This window comes from Caulobacter sp., from assembly GCF_017744445.1.
Taxonomy (GTDB): Bacteria; Pseudomonadota; Alphaproteobacteria; order Caulobacterales; family Caulobacteraceae; genus Caulobacter.
In genome coordinates, this window is record NZ_JAGIBH010000010.1 from 225,861 (window position 1) to 242,068 (window position 16,208).

General features: G+C 68.9%; 17 protein-coding genes and 1 pseudogene. 4 read left to right on the forward strand and 14 right to left on the reverse strand.

Going from position 1 to position 16,208, the window contains the following annotated elements; translation table 11 throughout:
• Nucleotides 1-336 precede the first annotated feature (336 nt).
• A complete protein-coding gene (locus tag J7528_RS15955) occupies nt 337-1,251 on the forward strand; it encodes an ATP-binding protein (protein WP_291876395.1) in 915 nt (304 codons plus the stop codon).
• On the opposite strand, the pseudogene J7528_RS15960 reads toward J7528_RS15955, so the two are convergent.
• From J7528_RS15960 to J7528_RS15995, 8 genes and pseudogenes are all read right to left on the reverse strand, one after another.
• Nucleotides 1,239-1,358, reverse strand: a pseudogene (locus tag J7528_RS15960) (hypothetical protein); the annotation flags it as partial. The gene J7528_RS15955 and the pseudogene J7528_RS15960 sit on opposite strands and share 13 nt — an antisense overlap.
• A 233-nt stretch (nt 1,359-1,591) precedes the next feature.
• Nucleotides 1,592-1,888 carry an RNA-binding S4 domain-containing protein gene (locus tag J7528_RS15965; RefSeq protein WP_291876319.1) on the reverse strand — a complete coding sequence of 99 codons (297 nt, stop codon included), beginning with the start codon at nt 1,886-1,888 and terminating at the stop codon, nt 1,592-1,594.
• Nucleotides 1,885-4,431, reverse strand: a complete 2,547-nt coding sequence (locus J7528_RS15970) for a helicase-related protein (RefSeq protein ID WP_291876320.1) — start codon at nt 4,429-4,431, stop codon at nt 1,885-1,887. Before J7528_RS15970 ends, J7528_RS15965 begins: the two co-directional genes overlap by 4 nt.
• Before the next feature lie 46 nt (nt 4,432-4,477).
• On the reverse strand, nt 4,478-5,212 hold the full coding sequence (locus tag J7528_RS15975) for a zf-HC2 domain-containing protein (RefSeq protein WP_291876322.1): 735 nt from the start codon (nt 5,210-5,212) through the stop codon (nt 4,478-4,480).
• Nucleotides 5,209-5,790: a sigma-70 family RNA polymerase sigma factor gene (locus J7528_RS15980; RefSeq protein WP_291876324.1), complete on the reverse strand. Its 582-nt coding sequence runs from the start codon at nt 5,788-5,790 to the stop codon at nt 5,209-5,211. Before J7528_RS15980 ends, J7528_RS15975 begins: the two co-directional genes overlap by 4 nt.
• Nucleotides 5,791-5,801: 11 nt before the next feature.
• Nucleotides 5,802-6,140, reverse strand: a complete 339-nt coding sequence (locus J7528_RS15985) for a c-type cytochrome (protein ID WP_291876326.1) — start codon at nt 6,138-6,140, stop codon at nt 5,802-5,804.
• Between the two features lie 6 nt (nt 6,141-6,146).
• Complete coding sequence (locus tag J7528_RS15990; RefSeq protein WP_291876328.1) at nt 6,147-7,088, reverse strand: metallophosphoesterase; 942 nt, start codon at nt 7,086-7,088, stop codon at nt 6,147-6,149.
• Between the two features lie 62 nt (nt 7,089-7,150).
• Nucleotides 7,151-8,782 (reverse strand): amidohydrolase, encoded by a 1,632-nt coding sequence (locus J7528_RS15995; protein ID WP_291876330.1) that lies wholly within the window; start codon nt 8,780-8,782, stop codon nt 7,151-7,153.
• Nucleotides 8,783-8,864: 82 nt separating this feature from the next.
• Between J7528_RS15995 and J7528_RS16000 the strand changes: the two genes are divergently transcribed.
• On the forward strand, nt 8,865-9,440 hold the full coding sequence (locus J7528_RS16000) for a methylated-DNA--[protein]-cysteine S-methyltransferase (protein ID WP_291876332.1): 576 nt from the start codon (nt 8,865-8,867) through the stop codon (nt 9,438-9,440).
• A 387-nt stretch (nt 9,441-9,827) separates the two neighbouring features.
• On the opposite strand, the gene J7528_RS16005 is transcribed toward J7528_RS16000, so the two are convergent.
• Entirely contained in the window at nt 9,828-10,313 is a 486-nt protein-coding gene (locus tag J7528_RS16005) for a DUF3617 family protein (RefSeq protein ID WP_291876334.1), read from the reverse strand.
• Between the two features lie 243 nt (nt 10,314-10,556).
• Here J7528_RS16005 and rpmB point away from each other — a divergent pair, with 243 nt between their 5' ends.
• The gene (gene rpmB, locus J7528_RS16010; RefSeq protein WP_125155294.1) at nt 10,557-10,856 is read left to right on the forward strand and encodes a 50S ribosomal protein L28; all 300 of its coding nucleotides are present in this window, start codon (nt 10,557-10,559) and stop codon (nt 10,854-10,856) included.
• A gap of 74 nt (nt 10,857-10,930) precedes the next feature.
• On the opposite strand, the gene J7528_RS16015 is transcribed toward rpmB, so the two are convergent.
• On the reverse strand, nt 10,931-11,326 hold the full coding sequence (locus J7528_RS16015) for a helix-turn-helix domain-containing protein (RefSeq protein WP_291876337.1): 396 nt from the start codon (nt 11,324-11,326) through the stop codon (nt 10,931-10,933).
• A gap of 74 nt (nt 11,327-11,400) precedes the next feature.
• Between J7528_RS16015 and J7528_RS16020 the strand changes: the two genes are divergently transcribed.
• Complete coding sequence (locus tag J7528_RS16020) at nt 11,401-11,997, forward strand: NAD(P)H-dependent oxidoreductase (RefSeq protein WP_291876340.1); 597 nt, start codon at nt 11,401-11,403, stop codon at nt 11,995-11,997.
• A gap of 71 nt (nt 11,998-12,068) precedes the next feature.
• Here J7528_RS16020 and J7528_RS16025 read toward each other — a convergent pair whose 3' ends face one another.
• The 4 genes from J7528_RS16025 to cobT all read right to left on the reverse strand — a co-directional run bounded on the left by J7528_RS16025 (nt 12,069) and on the right by cobT (nt 16,179).
• A complete protein-coding gene (locus J7528_RS16025; RefSeq protein ID WP_291876342.1) occupies nt 12,069-12,368 on the reverse strand; it encodes a hypothetical protein in 300 nt (99 codons plus the stop codon).
• Between the two features lie 272 nt (nt 12,369-12,640).
• Complete coding sequence (locus tag J7528_RS16030) at nt 12,641-12,952, reverse strand: hypothetical protein (RefSeq protein ID WP_291876345.1); 312 nt, start codon at nt 12,950-12,952, stop codon at nt 12,641-12,643.
• Nucleotides 12,953-13,159: 207 nt separating this feature from the next.
• Nucleotides 13,160-14,257 carry an esterase-like activity of phytase family protein gene (locus tag J7528_RS16035; protein ID WP_291876348.1) on the reverse strand — a complete coding sequence of 366 codons (1,098 nt, stop codon included), beginning with the start codon at nt 14,255-14,257 and terminating at the stop codon, nt 13,160-13,162.
• The gene (gene cobT / locus J7528_RS16040) at nt 14,254-16,179 is read right to left on the reverse strand and encodes a cobaltochelatase subunit CobT (protein ID WP_291876350.1); all 1,926 of its coding nucleotides are present in this window, start codon (nt 16,177-16,179) and stop codon (nt 14,254-14,256) included. The genes J7528_RS16035 and cobT overlap by 4 nt, the downstream gene beginning before the upstream one ends.
• Between the last annotated feature and the right edge of the window lie 29 nt (nt 16,180-16,208).

The following is a 16,208-nucleotide window of genomic DNA, read 5'->3' on the forward strand; positions in this document are numbered from 1 at the left end:
CTGCTGCAGCTGACGGCCAGCGTGGCCTTCTACAGCGCTATCGATCGCCAGACCCTGCGCGAGGATCACGCCCGCCGCATCGCCGAGCTCTTGGTGGTGGGCGAGCGCGTCGCCCGCCTGGCCCAGGCCGATTTCGACCAGGTGATGAGCTCGCACTACCTCGAGGCCGAGATCGCCGTCCTGCCGCCCGAGGGGCCTCCGCCGACGCGTGACCAGACCGCCGAGGCCAAGGCCATTGTCGACTATGTTCAGCGCTGGGAGCCTGGCCTGGCCGGCCACCCGCTGCGCCTGTGGTCCGAAAGCCGGCCCGAGGGCGGCCGCGACCTGGTGGGCGTCATGGGCTTGAAGGACGGTCGCTGGCTGACCTTCCGCTCGCGCAACTTCCCCCGGCCCTGGCCGATCGCCCTGCGCGCGGTGGCCACGACCCTGGTCTTCTCCCTGGCCTGCGTGGCCCTGGGCGCCTACGCCCTGCGCCAGCTGGGCGAGCCGCTGCGCCGGCTGACCGAGGCCTCGCGCCACGTCGGTGAGGCGCCGGTCTCGCCGATCGCGGTCGAGGGCCCCAACGACATCGTCGAGCTGGGCCGGGCCTTCAACGACATGCAGCGCCGCATCGCCGGCCTGATCGAGGACCAGGCGAAAGCGATGGAGGCGCTCAGCCACGACCTGCGCACGCCCCTGGCCCGCCTGACCCTGGCCGCCGACTATATCGAGCCCGACGACATCAAGGTGCTGGTCGCCGACAACACCCACGAGCTGGACGCCATGCTGCGCTCCCTGGCCGACTGGCTGCGCGCTCAGCACTCGGCCAGTACGGCCGAGGAGGTCGACCTGCCGTCGCTGATCAATGGCGTGGTGGCCCGCTGGCCCGACAAGGTCCGCTACGAGGGCGACAAGACGCTGGTCGTGACCACCCATCGCGGACCGCTGGAGCAGGCCCTGATCCGCCTGATCGACAACGCCGTCCGCTTCGGCGGCCAGGCCAAGGTGCGGCTGGTCGACGGCCCCGACGGCCCGCTGATCGAGGTGCTGGATCACGGTCCCGGCCTGACCGAAGAGGCCATGGCCCGGATCTATGAGCCGTTCTTCCGGGGCGACGCCGCCCGGGCCCGCGACACCGGCGGCTTCGGCTTGGGGATTCCTACGGCCGAACGCCTGATCAAACGCTTCGGCGGCAAGCTGGTGATCGGCAACCGCGAAGGCGGCGGGGTCAGCGCGAAGGTGTGGCCGCCCATCCCAAACCCTCTCTCATAGAGAGAGGGAGGGGCCCGCCGCGAAGCGGTGGGAGGGTGAGTGGTTACGCTCTTTCCGGAGAAGGCTGTGTGGTGACAGTCGCCCGCTTTTTGGTATCGCTGCCATATGAACGCTTTTGCGTCTTTCGTCGTCCTGGGCGCGCTCGATGGGCCAGACGGGGTTCAGGCAGCGTTTCTAGTGCTCACGATGGTGCTGCACATGGCATTGGTGCTGTTCGACATCACAAAATCGCGCCGGTTCCTCTGACATTGCAAAGTCCGCTATGGGCGAAAGGTGACCTTTCCGGTCGCGGTGTAACCTCTCACCCTCCCACCGCTTCGCGGCGGGCCCCTCCCTCTCTCTATGAGAGAGGGTTTTCGAGAGCCTCATACAGCCCGCGCGCTTCGGTCGCCGGGCCTCGGCGTTCGCCGCAGTCCAGCACGCGCACCGCGATCAACCGTCCGCCGAGCCCGAACACCACCACATCACCGGGCTTCAGCGTCCGCGAGGGCTTGTCCACCCGGCTCTCCGCCCCGCCACGGGTCAGGCGGATGCGGCCTTCGTCGACGAACTTGGCGGCCAGGGAGCGGGTCTTGAAGAAGCGGGCGCGCCAGAGCCAGACGTCGGCGCGGACGCTGTCGCCATGGGTATCCGTCATGACGCGGCTTTCTGGGTCGCCGACTTGCGGCGGCGTGGCTTCTTCCGGCGCGGCGGCGGCTCCGTGAGCTTGGCCAGCGCCGCGAACGGCGAGTCCGGTCTCGCCTTGACCGGCTTCTGCTCCAGCTTGGCGGCGCCGCGGCGCTTCCAGACGATCGGCTGGTCGGGCTTGGCGCGGATGGCCGGCGTGTAGTCCAGGGCCCGCAGCACGTTGGAGGCCTGCTTGGCGGTCCAGCCCAGCTTCTCCAGGGCCTGGTCGGTCAGCACCACGCCGCCATGCTGCTGGGCGGCGCGCAGCAGGGCGTCCAGCGCCTCTAGTTGTTCGACCGGAATGCTGAAGCCGGCCACGGCGCGCAGGCCGCTGGCCGACAGCTCGCGCCCCGACGGTTCGGGCGAGGGCAGGGTCTCCAGTGTGGTCAGAGCCCCGCGCCAGCCGGTGGGATTGAGGGCGCGGGCGCAGGCGATGGCCTCGGCGGTGATGACGCCGGGGCAGTAGAGGCTGAACGCGCCGATCTTGACGCCCAGGCTCTTGAGCGTCCGGCGCTCGCCCTGGCTCAGGGCCTTCAGCTCGGGATCGACCGGACGCTTGTCCAGCACGCCGCCGGCCTCCAGCAGCCGGTGTGCCACGCCGCGCGGCAGGCCGCGCAGCTCGCCGCCGCCCAGGGCGCGTTCCAGCTTGCGCAGTGGGGCCAGGTGCTTGTCGACCTCGCTGGCCAGGAAGGCGTCCAGCCGCCGTTCGGCCCGCTCGCGCACGGCCGCCGCGCCCAGCTCGCCCAGCAGGCGCGCGCGAGGCGACAGCAGGGGCAGGTCACGGCGCACGGCCCCGGCCGCCTCGCCGCGCCACAGGATCACGCCGTCGGGCGTCAGGGCGAAGGCGTCGTCGGGTTCGCCGGCCAAGAGGCCCAGGCGGCGGGCGATCTCGGGCCCGACCGCGCGCTGGGCGGCGTTGCGCAGGGCCTTTTCCTCCAGCGGCGAGGCGGCCTTGACCGGGGTGAAGGCCACGCCCGACAGGTGGCCGACCACGTGGCCCTCGACCGTGACTTCGCCATCTTGGCCGACGCCGGCATACAGCGTCTCGCGCTCGCCCAGCTGCTTCATCAGCACGCTGGTGCGGCGGTCGATGAACCGGGCCATCAGCTTTTCGTGCAGGGTGTCGCTGATCCGGTCCTCCAGCTGGCGGGTCAGGCCCTGCCAGTGGGCGGGGTTGGCCACCCAGTCGGGACGGTTGGCGATGTAGCTGAGCGTGCGCACGCCCGACAGCCGCGCGGCCAGGCTGTCGATCTCGCCGTCGACGCGGTCCAGCGCCTTGAACTGGGCGTTCACCCAGTCCTCGGGCAGGCGCTTCTTGCCCGTGGTCAGGTCATCGAACAGGGTGCGCGCCATGCGCTGGTGGTCGTCGTCGGTGGTCTTGCGGAAGTCCGGCGTCTGGCAGACGTCCCACAGGCGCAGCAGGGCCGAGCGGTCGGTCTTGCAGCGCTTTATGACGTCCTCGTCGCGCGCCAGGGCCCGCAGGGTGCGTTCGTCCAGCGCCTCTTGCGACAGCGACAGGCTCTTGCGTCCCGGCGGCTCGTTCAGCGACCGCAGCAGGCCGGGCAGCGAGCCGAAGTCGAGGCGGGCGTTGCGCCATTCGGCCTGGGTGATCGGCTCGAACGCATGGTTCTCGACCGCCTCGACCAGGTCTTCGTCGATCTCCTCGCAGTCGCCCGTCACGCCGAAGGTGCCGTCGCGGGTATAACGGCCCGCCCGGCCGGCGATCTGGCCGACCTCCTGCGGATAGAGCCAGCGCGTGCGCTTGCCGTCGAACTTGCGCAGGCCGGCGAAGGCCACGTGGTCGACGTCCATGTTCAGGCCCATGCCGATAGCGTCGGTGGCGACCAGGAAGTCGACCTCGCCGGACTGATAAAGTGCGACTTGGGCGTTGCGGGTGCGAGGGGAGAGGCTGCCCATCACGACTGCCGCCCCGCCGCGCTGGCGGCGGATCAGCTCGGCGATCGCGTAGACCGCGTCGGTCGAGAACGCGACGATCGCCGTGCGACGAGGCAGGCGAGTCAGCTTCTTGGAGCCGGCATAGGACAGGTTCGAGAACCGCTCGCGCCCGACGATCTCGGCGTCCGGCAGCAGGCGGCGGACCAGCGGGGCCATGGTGCCCGCGCCCAGGAACATGGTCTCGAACTTGCCACGCGCATGCAGCAGGCGGTGGGTGAAGATGTGGCCGCGCTCGGGATCGGCGCACAGCTGGATCTCGTCGACGGCCAGGAAGTCGACCTCGCGCGCCAGCGGCATGGCCTCGACCGTGCAGACGAAATAGGCCGCGCGCGGCGGGGTGATCTTTTCCTCGCCGGTGATCAGGGCGACGGCGGCCTTGCCGCGCAGCTTGACGATCCGGTCGTAGATCTCGCGCGCCAAGAGGCGCAGCGGCAGGCCGATCATCCCCGAGGCGTGACCCAGCATGCGTTCGACGGCCAGATGGGTCTTGCCGGTATTGGTGGGCCCCAGGACCGCGGTCAGCTTCGAAGGGGCCAGGCCGGTCGAACGGTCACTCATACTTGGAAGGTGGGGCGGGAATCGTGGGGAGGCAAGCGGCGCGGGACTACATCCGCGCCGCCGTCCGGAATTCCCGCTCGAACGCCGCCAGGTCGGCGGCCTCGATGTCCGACACCGCCCAGAATTCCAGCCCGCCGGCCCGCCAGCCGCGCAAGGCGTAGCCGTCCTGGCGGGCGCTGGTCTTCAGGAGCGGCGCCGCGCCGGCCGGGCGGATGAAGAGGTTGATGGTGTGCAGGTGACGGCGGAACACCAGCACGGCGACGTTCTGGCGCTGGATCACGTCCAGCCGGCCGCCGATCAGCGGATAGCCCCGGTCCTTGAGGTCGAAGACCGGCGGGGCGAAGTCGACGCGGCCATTGAACCAGGGTTTCACCGTATGGCGGTCCGAGGTCTCGACATCGACCAGGTGGCCCGATTGCACCGAGCGCACCTGGCCGTCGACCAGGGCGGTGGTCAGGCTGGGCGCGGCCAGCTGCGGGGCGACGACGGCGGCTAGCACGCCAGCCGCGATCGCGCCGATGGCGCCGTCGCGCAGGGAGAAGCGCTTGCGGGCCGGGGCGCCCACGGTCCGGGCCACGATCTTCGCGCGCAACCTGTCTGGCGCGACCTCGCGCAGGCCTTCGACGTTCAGCGCCTCGCGCACCGCCTCCAGCCGGGCCAGCGCCGCGCGGCAGCCGGCGCAGCCGCGCAGGTGCTCTTCCAGGCTGGCGGCGGCGACGGGATCCAGCTCGCCGTCGAACAGCGCCTGCAGCGCCATCTCCTTGTCGGTGCAGGCGGTCATCGGGCCTTCTTCCACTGTTCGGTCTCCGGCTCCAGCATGGCCGAGAGCATGTCGCGCGCCCGGGCCAGGCGCGACATGACGGTGCCGATCGGCGCGGCCGTCGCCTCGGCGATCTCCTTGTACGACAGGCCTTCGAGCTCGCGCAGCACCAGGGCCTCGCGGAACGGCTCGGGCAAGGCGTCGATGCAGCGGCGCATGGTCTGCACCGTGCTCTTGCGCTCCAGCAGGCTGAGCGGCGTCTCCTCGTCCGGGGGCTCAAAGAAAGCGTTTTTTGGAGGTTCCGCTGTCGGGATCGCCCGGCCATTCTCCGTCGCCCAGTCGCGCCAGCAGTTGCGGACGATGGCCATCAGCCAGGCCTTCTCCTGGCCCCGGCACGAGCCGAACGCCTTGTAGGCGCGCAGGAAGGCCTCCTGCACGATGTCCTCGGCCGCCGTCGGCTCGCGGCACAGGAAGCGGGCATAGCCATAGGCCGCGTCCAGGTGCGGCAGCACCAGGAACTGGAAACGCTCCTTTGCGGTCTGGTCCTCTTTCGCAGGCTCCCGGCGGAAGACCAGACGCGGCATGGACAGGCGGCGCATGACGGAACGGCTTACTTCTGCTTGGCCAGGTAGGCGATGATGTCGGCGCGATCCTGCGGCTTGGTGAGCCGGAAGTACATCTTGGATCCGGGGACCAGGGCCTGCGGATTGGTCAGCCACTGGTCCAGCATGGCCGGGGTCCAGGTGAGGCCGGAGCCCTTCAGCGCCTTGGAATAGGCGTAGCCCGGCACGGCGCCGGCCGCTCGGCCGACCACGCCGCGATGCTTGGGGCCGACGTCGTTCTCGTCCAGCGAATGGCAGCCCATGCAGCCTTGGTAGAGCTGGCCACCATGGACGGAGTCACCGGCGGGGATGGCCACCGTGGCGGCCGCGAGCAGTGCGAGGATCATGCAGGGTTACGCCAGGCTGGTGTCGGTGATGGCGATCGGGGCGTCGACGGCCACGACCTCGAGCGAGGAGAAGCCGATGGCCCCGCGCAGCTGCTCGGGCGGCACGACAAGCGGGCCGGGACCGGCCCCGACGCCCGGCGCGGGCTGCGGATAGGCAGTCGAGCGGGCGGCGTGGAAGCGGACCTTGCCCTCCACCCGCGTCTGCAACTGGTGCACGTGACCGTTCAGCGAGGTCACCGAGCCGAACCGCGCCAGCAGGGCCAGTGCCTCGGCCGCGTCGACCGTGCCCCAGCCCCAGGCCGGTTGCAGGCTCCACAGCGGGAAGTGCGAGAGCGCCACGATCGGGGTCGAGGCGGGCAGGGGCGCAAGATCGGCCTTCAGCCAGTCCAGCTGGGCCCGGCCCAGCGTGCCCATGCCCATGTCGCCCAGCACCAGGGCGTTGTTCAGCGCCACGAAGTGCGTGCCGCCGATGTCGAAGCTGTACCAGCCGTCGCCCTTCGCGTCCTTGCCGAAGCGGGCCAGGAACGGGCGCGGGTCCGAGCCGTCGACGATGTCGTGCTCGCCGGGAATGGCGAAGACCGGTACGCCCAGCTCGCTGAACACCTGCTGGGCCAGGTCGAACTGCTGCGGCGTGGCCAGGTGGGTGATGTCACCGGTGTGGACGACGAAATCGGGCTTGCGCGGCAGCATCTTGATGCGCCCGATCGTCTCGCGCAGCGTCGCGGTGGTGTCGGGATTGGCCGCCTTGCCGAAGCCCAGGTGCGTGTCGCTGATCTGGACAAAGCTCAGCGGCGCGGCGGGAGCGGTTGTAGCTCTGTCCAGGGTGGTCGACCGGGCGACGCCGCCACTCATGGCGAACAGCGCGCCGGTTCCCGCCCAGCCCAGGCACTGCAGGGTCTGGCGTCGATCCAGGCCTTCTTTGGCCAATCCATCAGGGGATCTGCTCATCGGTCTCTCCGGTGTTGTGCAGGAGAGACCGGCGAGCGGCGGGGTTTATTCCCGGGCCTTTGCTATTTTTCGAACACCACCTTCCCATCCACCACCGTCAGCACCGGCTGAGCCGTCAGGATCGCCTTGGGCTCCACGGTCATCAGGTCCTTGTCGAAGGCCGTCACGTCGGCCTTCTTGCCGGCTTCCAGTGTGCCCAGCTCCTTCTCGCGGAAGACGGCGTAGGCGGGGGCCAGGGTCAGCATCTTCAGGGCCTGGGCGCGGGTGACGGCCTCTTCCAGATGCCAGTCCTCGTTGGCGAAGCCGGTCAGGCTGTGGCGATAGACGGCGGCGTAGAACTCGATGCGCGGGTCGCCGACCTCGACCGGGGCGTCGGAGCCGGCGGCCACGACGACCCCGGCCTTAAGGAAGTCGTTCCAGCGATAGCCCTCGTGCAGGCGCGCCTTGCCCAGGCGCGCGGGGGCGAAATAGAGGTCGCCGATGGCGTGGCTGGGCTGCATCGAGGCGATGACCCCCAGCTTGGCGAAGCGCGGCACGTCGGTGTCGGCCACGATCTGCGAGTGCTCGATGCGCCAGCGGGCGGCGGTGTCGCCCCCGAGGCTCTGCTGGAACCAGTCCAGGGTCATGCGGTTGCCACGGTCGCCGATGGCGTGCATGGCCACCTGCGCCCCGACCGCCTTGGCCTGCTTCATCAAGGCAAGGCCCTTGTCCTGCGGGGTCAGCTGCAGGCCCAGGCTCTCGGCGTCGCTGTAGGGCTCGAGCAGGGCCGCGCCGCGCGAGCCCAGGGCGCCGTCCATATAGAGCTTGATCCCGCGCACCCGGATCAGCCCCGTGGCGTCGGTCTGCGGACCCTTGGCCAGCACCTCGGCCGCGCCGCTGGGGTCCATGTAATTGTCGACGCGGATCTGGAAGGCGCCCTTGGCGGCCTCGTCGCGGATCAGGGCCAGGTCGTCGGCCATGACGCTCATATTGTCCATGCCGGTCCAGCCGCGCGAGGCGTAGAGCGCGCCGGCCTTGCGGACGGCTTCTCGCTTCAGGGCTTCGGACGGTGGTGGGATGACGCCCTCGACCAAGCTCTGGGCGTGGTCGATCAGCATGCCGTCAGGAGAACCGTCGGCGCCTTTCAGGATCTGGCCGCCGGCCGGAGCGGCGGTGGCGGCGGTCACGCCGGCCTTGGCCAGGGCGGCGCTGGAGGCGACGCTGGCGTGGCCGTCCGAGCGCTCCAGCACCACGATGCGGCCCGGCGCGGCGGCGTCCAGGTCGGCCTTGGTCGGGAAGCGCTTCTCGGGCCAGTGGGTCTCGATCCAGCCTCGGCCGAAGATCGCGCCCTCGGGATGGGCGGCGGCATAGGCCTTCACGGTGGCGACCAGTTCGGCGACCGACTTGGTCTGGTCCAGGTTCAGGGTCAGCTCGCGCAGGCCGATGCCGACCAGGTGGGCGTGGGCGTCGACGAAGCCCGGATAGGCGGCCGCGCCCTTCAGGTCGATGTCGCGAACGTCCTTGGCGGCCTTGGTCTTCGCGGCGGCCAGGGCGCCGACGAACAGGATCTTGTCGTCGCGGATCAGCACCGCTTCGGCGGTCGGCGCGGCGTCGACCCCGGTGTGGATCGGGCCGCCATGGATCAGGATGTCGGCGGCATTCGCCGAGGTGATCGAGGTGACGGCCAGCAGGGCGGCGAGAGCGAAACGGCGCAAGGGATGCGTCTCCGGACAGCAAGTTCCGGAAATCGTAAAGGCGGCCCCTTCCGACACGCAACAGGCCTGCTATTTTTCTCGCATGACCGCCCAGGGTTTCACCCTTTTCGACACGGTGATCGGGCGCTGCGGCCTCGCCTGGGGCGAACGCGGCCTGATCGGCGTGCAGTTGCCGGACGCCACGCCGGGCGCGGCCTGGGCGCGGCTGCGGCGTCGATTCCCCGAGGCGGTCGAGGCCGAGCCCTCGCCGGAGATGGATGCGATCATCGAGCGGATCCGCGACCTGCTGGCCGGCGGCCGCGACGACCTGTCGGACATCGCCCTCGACCTGGAGGGCCAGACGGTCTTCAACCTGCGGGTCTACGAGATCGCCCGGGCCATAACGCCGGGCGAGACCTCGACCTATGGCGAGGTGGCCAAGGCCATGGGCGAGCCGGGCGCGGCGCGGGCCGTCGGCAAGGCCCTGGGCGAGAACCCCTGGCCGATCGTGGTGCCCTGCCATCGGGTGCTGGGGTCTTCGGGAAACATGGGCGGCTTCTCGGCGCCGGGCGGGGCCGAGACCAAGGCCCGGCTGCTGACCATCGAGAAGGCCAAGACCAGCGCGGTTCCGACGCTGTTTGATCTGGAATTCTCGGTCGCGCCGCCGCGCGGGGCGTAGAGAGAAAACCCTCTCTCATGGAGAGAGGGAGGGGCCCATCGCGAAGCGATGGGAGGGTGAGAGGGTACGCTCTCGCCGAATGAAGCTCCGACGAGGCGGCGGGCTTGTCTCTGCCTTGAAGATTTAGCGGAACAGCTCGGGATTTTCCGGTGAGCGGTGAAACCTCTCACCCTCCCACCGCCTTAGGCGGCGGGCCCCTCCCTCTCTCTATGAGAGAGGGCGTTTTCGGATCATCCGCCCACGCCTCTTAACGCGCGGTAACGCTTCTCCGAACAGGGGCGAAACGAATCAGGACCGAATCGGCGACGTTCTCCGATTCAGTGTTTGTTCCCTACAAGCTATTGTAGCTTAAAGCAGATTAACCACAAATCGGTTTCGGAAGAGCGGCTACCTCGCCGCCGTCTCCCCAGCCTTCTCTTCCGCCTTCTTCTGTTCCGGCGCGCACTCGGCCGAGAGGCGCTTGGCGGTCAGGCTGCCGGCCAGGGGCATGCCGCTGATGGTCTTGATGTGGATGTCCATCTTGAAGGCCTCGGGCGAATAGGTCCCGTCGGCGGTGACCGGCGAGACGCGATCCTTCTTGTCGGTCCAGGTGCCCTTCAGCTGGATCTTGCCGTCCTTGACCACATTGGTGGTGTAGTCGCAGCGATAACGCTTGGTGCAGATGCCGCGCGAGAACTGCTCGGCGTCGGCGGGTTTCAGGCACTTGGTCTCGTTGCTGACCGGGATCATGCCGATCTTGTAGTCGTACTCCCATTGCCCGGGGAGAATCGTAGAGCGGGCAGGCGCGCGCGCCGTCGTCTGGGCCAAGCTGAAGCCGGCGACGCCGACGGACAGGGTCGCGCCGGCAACAGCGACGAGGACGGTGGAACGCATACGACGGGTCTCCTTCATGCCGCTCCTATATAGAGTGCGATATGAACCGTGCTTGAAGGCGGCGATAGGGCGTCGGGTTCCTTCGCGGTTGCGAGCCTCATGCCTTGACTCATAGGCAGCCCTTCGCCTATATCGCCCGCTCTCGCGCGGTCGGCCTGCCCAACCGTGTGTCCGAATTCATATCTTAGCGGGGTCAGGCTCTTCACCGAGCCAATCGGCTTCGCCCAAGCCAAGGTAACCACCATGTCGCGCCGTTGCGAACTTACCGGTATCGGTCCGATGGTCGGCCACAATGTGAGCCACTCGAACATCAAGACCAAGCGCCGCTTCCTGCCGGCCCTGTCGCCCGCCACGCTCCAGTCGGAGTCGCTGGGCCAGAGCTTCAAGCTGCGCATCAGCAACGCGGCCCTGCGCACCCTGGACTTCAAGGGCGGCCTGGACGTGTTCCTGCTGGGCGCCAAGGACGAGCAGCTGTCGCCGCGCGCCCTGAAGATCAAGTCGCAGGTCAAGGCCAAGGCCAAGGCCGCCGCGCAAGCCGCCTAAGGCTTACGGCCCTTCAAGGCTGATCGACGAAAGCCCGCCGGGGTCTCCCGGCGGGCTTTTCGTCGTGAATGCTCCTAGTCGAGCGCCCGGCGCTCGGCATAACGAGCGCGCGCGGCGTCCATGCGGGCCGAATTGACGACCGCCCACTCGGCCATGGCCTTTACCGGCGTCAGAAACTCCCGACCGAGGTCGGTGAGGGCGTATTCGACCTGAGGCGGCGTCGTGGGCGTCACGGTGCGCGAGACGAACCCATTCTCCTCCAGATCCCGCAACGTCGAGGCCAGCACCTTCTGGCTGATCTCGCCGACCTCGCGGCGTAGGGCGTTGAAGCGCCGAGGGCCAGGCCCCAGCGTGCGCACCACCAGCAGGGTCCACTTGTCGCTGATCCGCGCCAGCAAGCGGCTGATGTGCTCGCAATGGGAGGGATCGCCCTGGCAGGCGGTATCCTCCAGGTTATCTAGTGCCGACAAAGTGCCTCCTTACGCGGTGGCGGATAATTTTCGTAATCAGGTTTCTATCAGAAACTTGAGTACCCGAGGTTATCATGACTGCCAAACCGCGTATCGCCGTGATCGTCGGCTCGACCCGTCCGACGCGCTTCGCCGACGCGCCGGCGCAATGGATGCTCAAGCAGGTCCAGGCGCGCGGCGACCTGGAAGCAGAGCTGGTCGATCTGCGCGACCACCCGCTGCCGCTGTTCGACGAGATGGCCTCCAATCGCTGGATGCCCAGCCAGAGCCCGGAGGCGGTGCGTTGGCAGCAGACCCTGGCGCGCTTCGACGGCTTCGTCTTCGTGGTTGCCGAGTACAACCACTCGATCACTGGCGTGCTTAAGAACGCGCTGGACCAGGCCTACAAGGAGTGGGAGCGCAAGCCGTTCACGGCGATCGGCTATGGCGGCGTCGGGGCCGCGCGGGCCGTGGAACACCTGCGGGGCATCGGCATCGAGCTGCAGATGGTCTCGACCCGCAGCGCCGTGCACATCGGCGGCGCCGACTTCATGGCCATCTATCCGCCGGTCGGCGGCACGCAGACCATCGCCGACATCGAGAGCCACCTGCTGCCGTCGGCGACCGCGGCCCTGGACGAGCTGGCATGGTGGGCCAAGGCGACCATGGCGGCCCGGGCGCTGGAAGCCTAATCCAGGCAAAGCAAAACCCGCCGCGACCTCTGCCGCGGCGGGTTTTGAACGCTTTGGTACTTAGTGGTCGCTTAGCGCGCGACGACGGCGCCCGACGACGGGTTGGCCGCGTTGTAGGCGGTCAGGGCCGGGTTGTTGATCTTCGACACGGCGTCGTTGACCGAGGCGCGAATGCAGGCCGGATACAGGTAGCCGGCGAGGGCTTCGCCGCGGATGTCTTGCCAGCACACGGTCGAGGCGGCCTTGACGATTTCGGCGCGGACTTCGGCGGCCGACTTGCCGGCCAGCTTGACGCGCATTTCGGCGGCCGAGGCCGGAGCGGCGGCGGCGAGAACGATGGCCGAAGCGGCCAGAACGATGGAGCGGATCATCTCGAAAGTTCCGAAAGAGGGTTGTGTTCAACCCCCTCCAGACGCGTTCCTCTGACGGCCCGTACCCGGTCTATCGCCTGCTCAGCCCGTCGCGTTGCATATAGCAACGTTCTCTTGGGTTATCAACGATTATATTGCATTGCACTCTTAGCTTGAGCATATCGGTGTTTCGCGTACGAACAATCGGTTGCACGCCAGAAAACAGGCGCGAAAAAGCCCGCGAGACCGAGGTCTCGCGGGCCTGTTCTTGGCTTCAGAGAGCGGTCCGCTACTTAGCGGGCGGCGACTCGCATGAAGTACACGCTGCGGCCTTGGGCCTTGTCGTACGCGACCAGCTCGGGGCTCTTGGTGCGCGAGACGGCGTCGCGGGTGATTTCGCGGACGCAGTAGGGGGCCAGGTCGGCGGCGTCGCGGTTGCCGGCCAGGTCTTCTTGGCACAGCTGCTTGGCGGCGGTGATGATGTCGGCGTGGACTGCCGGAGTGGCGCGACCGGCGACCTTGATGGTGATTTCACCGGCGCTGGCCGAGGTGGCGGCGGCGGTCGACATCAGGGCGGCGATAGCGATAGCGAGCAGACGGATCATTTTGATAGTCCCGGAAAGGAGGTTGGATTCAACCGCCTCCAGGTGCGTTCCTCTGACGGCCCAGGTTCTCGCCCTCTCGTCGTCCGTCACTGACACCGGTATCTGGTACCGGTACCTATTGCAAGTGCGAAGTTCGATTTTTCGGAAAAAAGTTCAATAGTATCATATAGTTGGCAATGAAACTGTGTCGTGTGAAACGAAACAGCTTTAGCGTTTGCGAACGGGGCGCTTCACCGGCTTGGGCGGAAGCGGCGCGGGCATGGGCGGCGCGACCCAGTCGAAGGCCAGCAGCAGGGTGCGCTGGCTGTTGCTGACCGCGCCGTCGTCCGAGATCACATAGATCCGCGTGGAGCCGGCCGGCGCGCCCGCCGGCGGGGCGGTCAGAGACACGCCCTCGAAGTTGTCGCGCGGCATGGCGCCTTCGATGTGCAGGGCGGCCGAGGTGCGTTGCTGGGCCAGGGGCTTGGTCGGGTCGGAGATGAACCGCACCACCGAGCGCCAGCCGCGCACGGGGTCATAACCGCGATGCAGCGTGGCGATGGCCGTACCCGCGAAGGGCGCGAAGCCGGTCAGGCCCCAGGTGAAGTCCGGTCCCGATTGCGGCGGCAGCGACTTGCAGTCCGACGACAGGCGGCACAGCCACACCTCGCCCTCCTCGCCGCCGACGAGATAGGCGTCGGGGCCGGCGGCCGGATAGGCGCTGATCGCCTCCATGCCCTCGTTGTCGGGGAAGATGGTGGCGGGCTTGGGCGCGGGGGCGGGCAGGCTCCACTGGCCGTCGGGGCCGACGGCGTAGCGCCAGATGCGGTGATTGCGCTCGAAGCTGACCAGGCGGTCGCCGTTGGGCAGCACGGCCAGGCCCTCGGCGTCGGTGTGCTCCTTGCCTTGCAGCGGCTGGCCGTCGGGGCCCTTCAGCGGCCACAGCTTGCCGTCAGTGACGCCGATCAGGCGACCGGCAGCGTCCAGCTGCAGCTTGGCCTCGAACACGTCGCCGTCGTCGCTGATCGCCGTCAGGCGGCCGTCGGGGCTCACGGACAGGTCCGACAGGCCGTGCAGGCGCGTGGTGTCGGCGCTGGTCAGGTGCAGGCCGCCGGCATAGGTGAAGCCGCCGCCAGCGTCGATCTTGGCCGGGTTGGCCGCGTCCAGCGGCACGGGCGTGGCGACCACGCCGATCTCGGGGCCGGCCTTGACCGGCGCGGGCGGCGTGGCGACCACCGGCGGGTCGCGGCGCGGCGTGCACTGGGTGGCCATGCCGCCCAGGCCGCCGACCAGACCCAGGATCAGCGCGAACCGCGGACCGATCACGCGGGGACCTTGCCGGTCTTCGGGGCCTGGGGCGTCACGACCGGCGGCGGAGCCAGCAGGCCGCGCGTACGGGCGATCTGGCGCGGCTCTTCCTCGAACAGGGCGGCCAGTTGCTCGACCAGCACCCCGCCCAGCTGCTCGACGTCGACGATGGTGACGGCGCGGCGGTAGTAGCGCGTGACGTCGTGGCCGATGCCGATGGCGATCAGCTCCACGGGGCTCTTGCCCTCGATCTCACCGATGACCTGGCGCAAGTGACGCTCCAGATAGTGGCCCGAATTGACGCTGAGGGTGGAGTCGTCCACCGGCGCGCCATCGGAAATCACCATCAGAATGCGGCGGGCTTCGGGCCGGCCGATGATCCGCTGGTGCGCCCACATCAGCGCCTCGCCGTCGATGTTCTCCTTCAGGAGACCCTCGCGCATCATCAGGCCCAGGTTCTTGCGAGCTCTTCTCCAAGGGGCATCGGCGGCCTTGTAGATGATGTGGCGCAGGTCGTTCAGGCGGCCCGGCGCGGCGGGCTTGCCCGACTTGATCCACTCGTCGCGGCTGGTCCCGCCCTTCCAGGCGCGGGTGGTGAAGCCCAGCACCTCGGTCTTGACGCCGCAGCGCTCCAGCGTGCGGGCCAGGATGTCGGCGCAGATCGCCGCCACCATGATCGGCCGGCCACGCATCGAGCCGGAATTGTCGATCAAGAGGGTCACGACGGTGTCGCGGAATTCCTGGTCCTCTTCCTGCTTGAAGGAGAGGGGCGCGGTCGGGTCGATGATCACCCGCGTCAGGCGGGCGACGTCCAGCATCCCTTCCTCGAGATCGAAGGTCCAGGCGCGGTTCTGTTGGGCCAACAGGCGGCGCTGCAGCTTGTTGGCCAGGCGAGAGACCACGCTGGAGAGCGCGCTCAACTGCTGGTCCAGATAGGCCCGCAGGCGGGTCAGCTCCTCGGCGTCGCACAGGTCCTCGGCCGAGACGATCTCGTCGTGGGCCGTGGTGAAGACCTTATACAGCGGCTCGCCGCCCTGGGCGTTGCTGGTGTCGGGACGGGCGGCCTTGGCGCCGTCGCCCATGTCGGGGGTCTCGTCGGACTCCTCGGGCTCGCCTTCCTGGTCCGACTGGACCATTTCCTCGTCGCCGGCCTCGGTCTCGCGGTCGGAGGCTTCGCTTTCCTGCGGCGAGCTGCCTTCCGGCTGCTCGCCTTCGCCCTCGCCCTGATCCTCGTCGGAATTCTCGGTCGCGCCCTCGTCCTCGCCGTCGTCCTCGTCGGCGCTTTCGGTGGCCTCGGACATGTCTTCGCCCAGGTCGAGGTCGCGCAGGACTTCGCGGGTGATCCGGGCGAAGGCGGCCTGGTCGTCGATGGCGGCGGCCAGACGGTCCAGGTCCTTGCCGGCCCGCAGCTCGATGTCGTTGCGCAGGATGTCGACCAGGGCCTTGGCGCCGTCGGGCGGGGCGTCGCCGGTCAGGCGCTCGCGGACCATCAGGCCCAGGATCTCGGCCATCGGCGCGGACTGGCGGTCCATGGCCACGGCGCGGGTCAGGCCCTGCTTCTCCAGCCGCGCCTCGAGGGCGGCGGTCAGGTTGGCGCGCACGCCCCCCAGCGCATTGGAGCCGATCGCTTCCAGGCGGGCCTGCTCGATCGACTCGAACGCCGCCTGGCCGTCGGGCGAGGCCGGACGGGCGCGGGCGTGGGCCATCGGGTCGTGGTGGGCCAGGCGCAGGGCCATCTGGTCGGCCAGGCCCCGGATGCGCGCGGCTTCCTTGGACGACAGGTCCCGCGGCGGATGCGGCAGCACCGCCCGCTTGCCCAAGAGCTGGGGACCATCGCCGGAGAACACGACCTCCAGGTCCGGCGTCTCGGCGAGCGAGCGCGCGGCGTGCGCCAGGGCGCGCTTGAAGGGTTCGGTCGGGCTTTCGGGCTTGGAGGCCATGGCTTCGAGTTAGCGGCGCCGGGCGGCGA